Annotated in this window: 9 protein-coding genes; 8 read left to right on the top strand and 1 reads right to left on the bottom strand. The window is 37.8% G+C overall.

Going from position 1 to position 7,872, the window contains the following annotated elements; genetic code table 11:
• Positions 1–23: 23 nt before the first annotated feature.
• Positions 24–608, bottom strand: a complete 585-nt coding sequence (locus JHD79_RS05605) for an RNA polymerase sigma factor (protein WP_199118228.1) — start codon at positions 606–608, stop codon at positions 24–26.
• A gap of 120 nt (positions 609–728) precedes the next feature.
• Here JHD79_RS05605 and JHD79_RS05600 point away from each other — a divergent pair, with 120 nt between their 5' ends.
• From JHD79_RS05600 to JHD79_RS05565, 8 genes are all read left to right on the top strand, one after another.
• Positions 729–1,070, top strand: coding sequence for a DUF6249 domain-containing protein (locus JHD79_RS05600; RefSeq protein WP_199118227.1), 342 nt, complete (start codon positions 729–731; stop codon positions 1,068–1,070).
• Positions 1,071–1,128: 58 nt separating this feature from the next.
• Complete coding sequence (locus tag JHD79_RS05595) at positions 1,129–2,772, top strand: serine hydrolase (RefSeq protein ID WP_199118226.1); 1,644 nt, start codon at positions 1,129–1,131, stop codon at positions 2,770–2,772.
• An 88-nt stretch (positions 2,773–2,860) separates the two neighbouring features.
• Positions 2,861–3,463 carry an RNA polymerase sigma factor gene (locus JHD79_RS05590; protein WP_199118225.1) on the top strand — a complete coding sequence of 201 codons (603 nt, stop codon included), beginning with the start codon at positions 2,861–2,863 and terminating at the stop codon, positions 3,461–3,463.
• On the top strand, positions 3,460–3,918 hold the full coding sequence (locus JHD79_RS05585; protein ID WP_199118224.1) for a hypothetical protein: 459 nt from the start codon (positions 3,460–3,462) through the stop codon (positions 3,916–3,918). The genes JHD79_RS05590 and JHD79_RS05585 overlap by 4 nt, the downstream gene beginning before the upstream one ends.
• Positions 3,919–3,956: 38 nt before the next feature.
• Positions 3,957–4,355 (top strand): hypothetical protein, encoded by a 399-nt coding sequence (locus tag JHD79_RS05580; protein ID WP_199118223.1) that lies wholly within the window; start codon positions 3,957–3,959, stop codon positions 4,353–4,355.
• 75 nt (positions 4,356–4,430) lie between these two features.
• The gene (locus JHD79_RS05575) at positions 4,431–6,083 is read left to right on the top strand and encodes a S41 family peptidase (RefSeq protein WP_199118222.1); all 1,653 of its coding nucleotides are present in this window, start codon (positions 4,431–4,433) and stop codon (positions 6,081–6,083) included.
• Between the two features lie 133 nt (positions 6,084–6,216).
• On the top strand, positions 6,217–6,558 hold the full coding sequence (locus JHD79_RS05570; RefSeq protein ID WP_199118221.1) for a YciI family protein: 342 nt from the start codon (positions 6,217–6,219) through the stop codon (positions 6,556–6,558).
• Positions 6,559–6,585: 27 nt separating this feature from the next.
• Positions 6,586–7,833, top strand: coding sequence for an RNA polymerase sigma factor (locus JHD79_RS05565; RefSeq protein WP_233164582.1), 1,248 nt, complete (start codon positions 6,586–6,588; stop codon positions 7,831–7,833).
• The last annotated feature ends 39 nt before the right edge of the window (positions 7,834–7,872 follow it).

The following is a 7,872-nucleotide window of genomic DNA, read 5'->3' as shown; positions in this document are numbered from 1 at the left end:
GTGGTACACTCATGCTGAGGCTATCATAAATCTTTTAATTCATCAGTAAGTAAATCTTTTAGAGATTCTTCCAGTTTTTTTCTTCCGCGCATCAACCTCATCTTAATAGCAGACTTTCCCAGTTCAAGTATTTCTGCTATTTCTGTAATACTCTTTTCTCCCATATAATGGAGGGTAATTGCCATTCTTTCTTCTTCCGGTAGTTCCGCGAGTGCCAGGTCAATATATTTTTTTCGGTCGGACAGTATCAGCCCATTAATTTCTCTTTTTTCATCTAATAAATATCGCTCGGTATCCAATTCTTCATTCAATTCCACATTATCTGCTCGTTTGGTATTCTTTTTAGTCAGGGCCGTGTTGTAAACAATTCTATAAAGCCAGGTTGAAAATTTTGAAGCACTACGGAAATTGGCCAAAGCATTAAAAGCTTTCATAAAAGCATCCTGAACTACTTCTTCGGCATCTTCGTTATTTCCGCAAATTTTGAAAGCAATGGTATAGGACAGATTTTGATAAGTACCAACAAGATATTCAAACCCTTCTCGTTCCCCAAGTATAGCTTTCTTTAAAAAATAATCTTCCGTTTCCCGATTTTGGCCAAATAGCATGCCTATGGCTAATTAATTTTGTTCTTCTAGATCCTTAGACTAGCATTTTTAATGATAGGTCACACATGTGACCACTTGTCATCTTATTTAGTCCTATAAGATACATTAACAAATCAATTTATGGAAACAACATCGGCAGCATTATTCATATCCATATCCCTGGTCGTATTTGGAATTAGTTATTATTATTTTACCACTAGACATAAAGAGCGCATGGAAATCATAGAAAGGGGGCTTCCGTCTGATCATTTTAAAAATCAGACCAATTTATTGCCGTTTCTAATGGTATTTGGGCTAATTAGTTTCGGTATTGCATTTGGGATAGCCGTAGGTGCCAAAGTCAGCATATATTTTAAACTAGATATGTATATAACCATTGTCTTTTTTATATTCTTAGGCTTGGGTATTGCGCTCCTTTCCTCTTATTTGCTCTTAAGGCGAATGCATAATAAGAGAGGGTAGCATCGCTGTTTATAAGATCCGTAGGCCTTTAATATTTATCAATTAAACTTTAAAAAGAATGAAGACATTCCAACAGGCATTTCTATGCCTTATATTTCCCATCCTTATCCCTATAATAACTTTGGGACAAAATAATCGACAATTATTTGATTCACTGGTAGCCAGTCAATTTCCCGAAGATGGTGTGGGCACCGTAATTTACTTGTCCAAAGGGGATCAGCTTCTCTATAAAAATGTTCTTGGAAAAGCCAATATCGAGCTTAATGTAGCAATACAAGCCAATAATGTGTTCCGATTAGGCTCTATCACCAAACAGTTTACGGCTTGCGCTATACTCAAGCTTGCAGAAGAAAATAAACTGGCCATTACGGATGATATCTGTAAATACATTCCAGATTTTCCTGAAAAAACACCGGTAATCACTATAGAAGCTCTACTTACACACACGTCGGGAATAAAAAACTACACTGGTCTAGGTAGTTTTACCGAAGCGTTGAAACGTCAAGACCTTGGCCCTAAGCAATTGATAGATCTTTTTAAGGATGAACCTTTGGCATTTGTACCTGGATCAGATTATAGTTATTCTAATTCAGGTTATGTAGTATTGGGATACATTATTGAAAAAATAACAGGTAAACCTTATGGAGAATATATAAACGACACCATTTTTAAACCTTTAGGTATGAAGGATTCCTATTATGACACTTCAACCAGGTTGATCCCTAATCGGGTAGCAGGATATACAAATAGGAATGGACATCTTGAAAATGCCGATTATTTGAGTATGACCTTGCCTTATGCTGCAGGCTCATTGGCCTCTACTGTTGAAGATATTCAAAAATGGTATACAGCGCTGCATGATGGAAAATTTCTTAAACCCGAATCCCTTAAAAAAGCTTATACCTCTTGTAAACTTAATGATGGACGCTTAACGGGTTATGGTTACGGATGGGAGATTGGCAATGTTCAGGGGAGTACAAGTGTTAAACATGTTGGCATAGTTAACGGATTTTTCACTTATGCTGCCTATCTGCCAGAAGAAAACCTATCCATATCAATTTTAAGAAACTGCGATAGTCCTGTTGATCTGGATTTATTGGCCTCAAAAATTTTGGCTGTGCAACTACAAAAACCTTATGGTTACGTCCCTATTGAAATGAAGCAGTCTGAATTGAAAGCCTATCAGGGAATATATGTCTTAACAAATGGAGGGGAATACTCCATAAGGGTGCAAGACGGTAATTTGATGTATTACTACCGAGGAGGCAAGAGAAGCCGTTTGATCCCTTATAAAAAAGATGATTTCGTGTTGGAAAATAGCCTTTCCAGCTTCAATTTCGAAAGAGACCAAAGTAATCAGATCATTGGTTTTACCATAATTGGTACAGGACTACCGAATAAAGGAAAGCGAAAGGATAAAGAGATAGAAATGATGCGGAAAATCAATATTCCTCTTAAATTGATGCAAAAGTATGCCGGTAAATATCAATTTGATAAAGGGCCCGTTTTTGAAGTGGTGTTGGAAAACAATATGCTGTTCGGACAGGTGGGCAAAGATAAAAAGGAATTGGTGCCTTTTGCTAAACACAAGTTCTTTGCCCGCGATTTGGATGCGTCAATTATTTTTAATGTGGATGGCAAAGGTCATATAATTGGTTTAACCAAGATCCAGAATAGCGAAATGATGGCAAAGAAATTATAATGGCCTGTTTAACTGTAGGGTATCTTTCTATTTATTTATATTTACAATAGTTGCAACCTTTCTTCGAGTTGCCTGTCAAATGCGGATAATGGCTAATCAATTAGAAGACCGGGAAATCGTAAAGCGCATAACCAACGGAGAAGATCCGGTATTTGCTGTACTGATCAGGAGTACCGAGGGACTTGTTGCACAGATCATGTTTAAGATGGTTCCTAATGCTGAAGATAGAAAGGATTTGGCACAGGATGTTTATCTTAAGGTCTATCGTCACATCAGAGATTTTAGATGCCATTGTAAATTGTCTACTTGGGTGGCAAGTATCGCCTATAATACCTGTTATAATTATTTGGAGAAGAAGAAACTGATCTTACCTGACAACCTATCAACTGCCGAAAACCCGGGTAATGATTTGTTAGAAAAAATGGCTAACCGTTTTATCGACTTTTCAACAAATGAAAGTTTGGCTAACCTCTTCAGGTCTGAACTTGCCGACGTATTGGAGCAGGCAATAAGCAGGTTGCCTCAGGTTTACGCCACACTGATTACCCTGTTCCACTATCAGGAATTGAGCTATGAAGAAATTATGGAGATTACCGGATTGCCAGAAGGAACACTTAAAAACTATTTATTCAGGGCCAGAAAAGCGTTGAAAACATATATTTTGTTAAATTATAAACAGGAGGACTTATGAGCGAAGCACATCTTTCAGAAAAAGAGATACAGGCATTTGCGATAGATCAGGCCCACAGTCCAGTACATTGGACAACACATGTGAATCAGTGCATAACATGTCAGCATTCCGTAGCGACCTACAAATTGATTTTTCATGAAATTAAACAGCAGCCTGCAGTTGCATTTGATTTCGACCTTGCCAAATTAGTTGTGGCGCAATTACCAAAGCCCAAGGCTATCGGTTCATCTGTTCTTTTGATGGTCCTGAGCTGGCTTACATTTCTTGCATTGAGCTTCGGCGCAGTTTGTTATGTCCTAAGGGGGCAATTTTTCAACTTTATAGTTACAGAACCCTTAATAAACCTTTTGATCGTGATTTCTGCGAGCTTGCTTTTTCTTGGGCTACTTTTGGATGTTTGGATGAAATTTCAAGAAAAGATAAAGGTAATTGACCATATAAAATTGCAACATTAAATCTGCTCACCTGTCTAATCCATTAAAAATTGCAAAAAATGAAAACATTGAATAATACCATAGCTATTTTACAGGTGCCATTAGGTCCAACTATTGATGAAGATGTTTTTAATATCAGTGCAACGATTTTGGTCGTAGCCCTATTTATGATCTTTATTCTGTCGCTTGTTAAAAAAATACTGGCACATCGCCTGAGGAAAAAAATTATTGAAAAAGGTATTCCCGAAAATTTAGCGGCCTCTATATTGAACCAAAATTCAGATCATGAGGGAGATGCTAACCTGAAATGGTTTGCCATTCTGACCGGAATTTCCATTGGACTAATCCTTGTTCATTACTCTCTTCCGTTGGGGATCCATTCATTGGCCATACTTTCCCTCTGTATAGCCTTAAGCTTTTTGGGATATTTTCTATATATAAAGAAAACCAAGAAATAGGCAATATTGGCCCAACATATGGAAGGTTGCTGATCGATTATTGCTGAGAGATTTTAAACATAAAACGATATCATCATGAAAAAAATTAAAGATAGTCCTGTTTGGGCAGGGAAGGGTATGGCCCTAATTCTCGTGCTGTTGTTATATTTTCCAGCATTTGGACAAGAGAATCTGCCATCGATCAGGGCTACATCAAAAAATGTACTGATCAAAGATGGCTATGTATGGCGAAGTGGTATATGGAGCCTTTCTCCCGAAACAAAACCAGATATCTATCACCCTTTGCAGCCTTTGGTTAGTAAGACCATTAGCTTTTATACGGATATCGATTCCATTACCTTTAGGGCGGAACCTGGAAATACCTATGGTTTCAACATCATTTTAAATAGTAAAGATACCTGTATAACGCAGATCGTAATGGATAATAGGCTTGTGGAAGCTGGGTATGACAAGCTCAAAATGATCAGCCCAGAGCTTTTGGCCATGGATTTTCTGGTTTTCAGAAATTATATGGAAAAAGAGCATGCTGGACTTTACCGTTATCGCAGTAAAAAGGAAATCAAAAAACTCTTTGATGATGGCCTGCTATCCATTGATGAACAAATGAGCCAGCTTGAATTTGGGAAAAAAATTATGTACCTGATCAGTAAGGTTCAGGACGGGCATACCGGAACCAATCTTTCCTCCAAAATATTAAAAGCTTATGGAAATGATACCCCTATTTTTCCACTTTCCCTATATTTTACCAACGAGAATACCGTAGTACGTTATAGCAAGTTTAGTGAACTTCCAATTGGAACAGAGATCTTAGCTATCAATGGGATACCGATGAAAGAAATAAAAAAAACATTATTTGATTATCTTCCGGCCGATGGACAAATTCAGACCAAAAAGCAGCAAATCTTAAATAATGGAGCTTTTGCTTTTCTTTATCGACTGGTGTATGGTAATAGCAATTCATTTATGGTAGATCGTAAAGGCTTAAAGGGGCGAGTTACCGTAAAAATCAACGCAGTCCTTGCCAAAGATCTTGATGATAACATCAGCAACACAAAATCGAACGCAAAGGATTTACAGTTTAGCCATCTGCCATCTGGAATTGTACTGCTTACCATTAAAACCTTTGATCAAGGTAGATTAAAACAAGCTAAACTTAATGTTGAAGCATTTCTCGAAAAATCATTTCAGCAGATGGATAAAGATAAGACTGATAAACTAATCATCGATCTAAGAGGTAATGCAGGTGGCTTGGATATTTATGGGCCACTTTTATTTTCTTATTTAAGTCATAAGCCCTTTCGATACTTTAAATCCATATATAAGGCAAATAACGCAGAAGCCATCTCAGATAATCCTTTAGTTGAATTGCAGCAGCCACAGCGAAAAAGTTTTGAGGGAAAGATCATGTTTCTGATTGATGGACTTACATTTTCTTCAGCCGCAGATTTTTGTGCAATGGCAAAAAGTAATGGCATAGGGAGTTTTGTTGGCGAAGAAACTGGTGGAGCCTATTATGGGAATACTTCTGGACAGACAATAAAGATAGAATTGCCAAATAGCAAAATACAGATTGTGATTCCTAGATTTGCCTATTTCAACGAAGTGAAAAAAGTCAGGTATAAAGATAGAGGGACACTACCAGATTATCCAATTGCTCAAAAATTGGAGGATATTATAAAGGCTATCGATAAGCCAATGCAGAAGGCCATCGAATTATTAAGTAATTGAAACTTGCTTAACTTGCTCTTCTTTGTGCATTTGTCCATTTAATTTGTGTTAAACAAATTTCTTTAAAAAAATGTCCCTAATTTGTAATTGAGATTGTCATAGGTATAACAGTAATATTTAACAATCAAGAATTATGAAAGAATTTTTAATGCTGATCAGAGAAAGTGCAGATTATGGAAAACTATCCTTTGAAGAAATGCAGGATGACATTGCAAAGCATATGGCTTGGGTAGAAAGTTTGGTAAAACTAGGACATTTTAAGGACGGCAATCCATTAGAAGCAGATGGGGCGATAATTAAGGGAAGTACGGTCACTGATGGCCCATTTGTAGAAGCCAAAGAGTGTATTAGTGGATATTATTTCTTGATTGCCGAGTCATTAGCACAAGCTACCCAGATTGCCAAAGGTTGTCCAGATTTGCAAAGAGGTTCCACCTTGGAACTTAGGGAAGTGATATTAATGGACGAAAATTAATGTCGTTTGGAGACCAAAATTAACGAATTGGCAACTCATCTTTTCCGAGAAAATTCGGGAAAGATGATTGCCGTATTGAACCAACGTTACGGTTATCAGCATGTTGACCTCACTTTGGATGTGCTACAGGATACTTTTGAAGCTGCGCTGACCAATTGGAAGTTTAAAGGTGTTCCCCAAAATCCCTCGGCTTGGCTCATGAAGGTTGCTATTCATAAAATGCTGAACGAGCTGAACAAACAACGCCGTAGCGAACGAAGGGAGACTTCGTTAAGACAAGAGACCGAAGCTAGTTATGAGCTGTTCGAGGAGGCCAACGATAGCCAAATGAATCTTCTGCTTTTCTTCTCACAGCTGCATGTTTCTGTAAAGAACAAAATCATGCTCACACTTTATTATCTGTGTGGCTTTGGGTATCCAGAAATGGCTAATGCCTTGTTAACAAACGAAGAGGCAGTAAAGAAGGTGATTTTACGTCATAAAGAAGAACTAAAAAGGTTTAAGCCAGATGATGATTACCAAAGGGAAAACTTTACGGTAAATTTGCCCATTATCCGTCAAGTGCTTTATCTCTTGTTTAACGAGGGCTATAAAACTACCCGAAAACAAGAGGGAATCAATGCTGATTTATGTTACGAGGCCATGCGATTATGCAATGTAATATTGTCAAAAATAGATGATGGCAATACACATGCGCTATTGGCTTTGATGTTTTTGAATGTATCTCGCTTTCCGGCAAGGAAAGACCAACATATGGACTGGATAATGCTCGAAGCGCAGGATCGATCCCTTTGGGACAGACAGCTGATGGCCGAAGGTTTTGCCCACCTGAAGAAGGCTGCCAAATGCTTACAGGTACCAGATCGCTTTTACCTCGAAGCGTTGATCTCTTCTGTTCATTGTTCTTCGTTGACATTTAAAGATACAGATTGGCAAAAAATCGCCTTGCTCCATAGGCAGTTGGAAGCGCTGTTTCCCGAAACGGTAGCCTATAAGCTCAATCGTATCATTGCCGAATGCCATATGCACATTTCCGATCAATTATTGAAAGAGCTAGATAGTTTGGCTTTATTGGTCAAAGGGCCATATGTTTTTTTCTACTATCTCTGTAAAGCTTATATATATGACAAACTCGATAGGGCAGTTTGCTCATTGAAATTTTATGAAGCCGCCCTTAACCTTGCCAGGTCGAGAGTAGACAAACGATTTGTGGAAGGACAGATCAGCAAACTGAAATATAGGCAACAAACCATTTCTAGCCATAACCGACCATAAGATATAAACTTTTTAAGGGCTTCCTTTTTTTAGGAATAA

This window comes from Pedobacter sp. ASV28 (genome assembly GCF_016428855.1).
GTDB lineage: Bacteria > Bacteroidota > Bacteroidia > Sphingobacteriales > Sphingobacteriaceae > Pedobacter.
Note: the sequence above shows the minus strand (reverse complement) of the source record. Positions and strands in the feature narration are given on the sequence as shown.

Excerpts from the sequence above, each read along its gene's own strand:
- JHD79_RS05605 (WP_199118228.1), bottom strand. The coding sequence starts at position 608 with ATGCTATTTGGCCAAAATCGGGAAACGGAAGATTATTTTTTAAAGAAA.
- JHD79_RS05600 (WP_199118227.1), top strand. The coding sequence starts at position 729 with ATGGAAACAACATCGGCAGCATTATTCATATCCATATCCCTGGTCGTA.
- JHD79_RS05595 (WP_199118226.1), top strand. The coding sequence starts at position 1,129 with ATGAAGACATTCCAACAGGCATTTCTATGCCTTATATTTCCCATCCTT.
- JHD79_RS05590 (WP_199118225.1), top strand. The coding sequence starts at position 2,861 with ATGGCTAATCAATTAGAAGACCGGGAAATCGTAAAGCGCATAACCAAC.
- JHD79_RS05585 (WP_199118224.1), top strand. The coding sequence starts at position 3,460 with ATGAGCGAAGCACATCTTTCAGAAAAAGAGATACAGGCATTTGCGATA.
- JHD79_RS05580 (WP_199118223.1), top strand. The coding sequence starts at position 3,957 with ATGAAAACATTGAATAATACCATAGCTATTTTACAGGTGCCATTAGGT.
- JHD79_RS05575 (WP_199118222.1), top strand. The coding sequence starts at position 4,431 with ATGAAAAAAATTAAAGATAGTCCTGTTTGGGCAGGGAAGGGTATGGCC.
- JHD79_RS05570 (WP_199118221.1), top strand. The coding sequence starts at position 6,217 with ATGAAAGAATTTTTAATGCTGATCAGAGAAAGTGCAGATTATGGAAAA.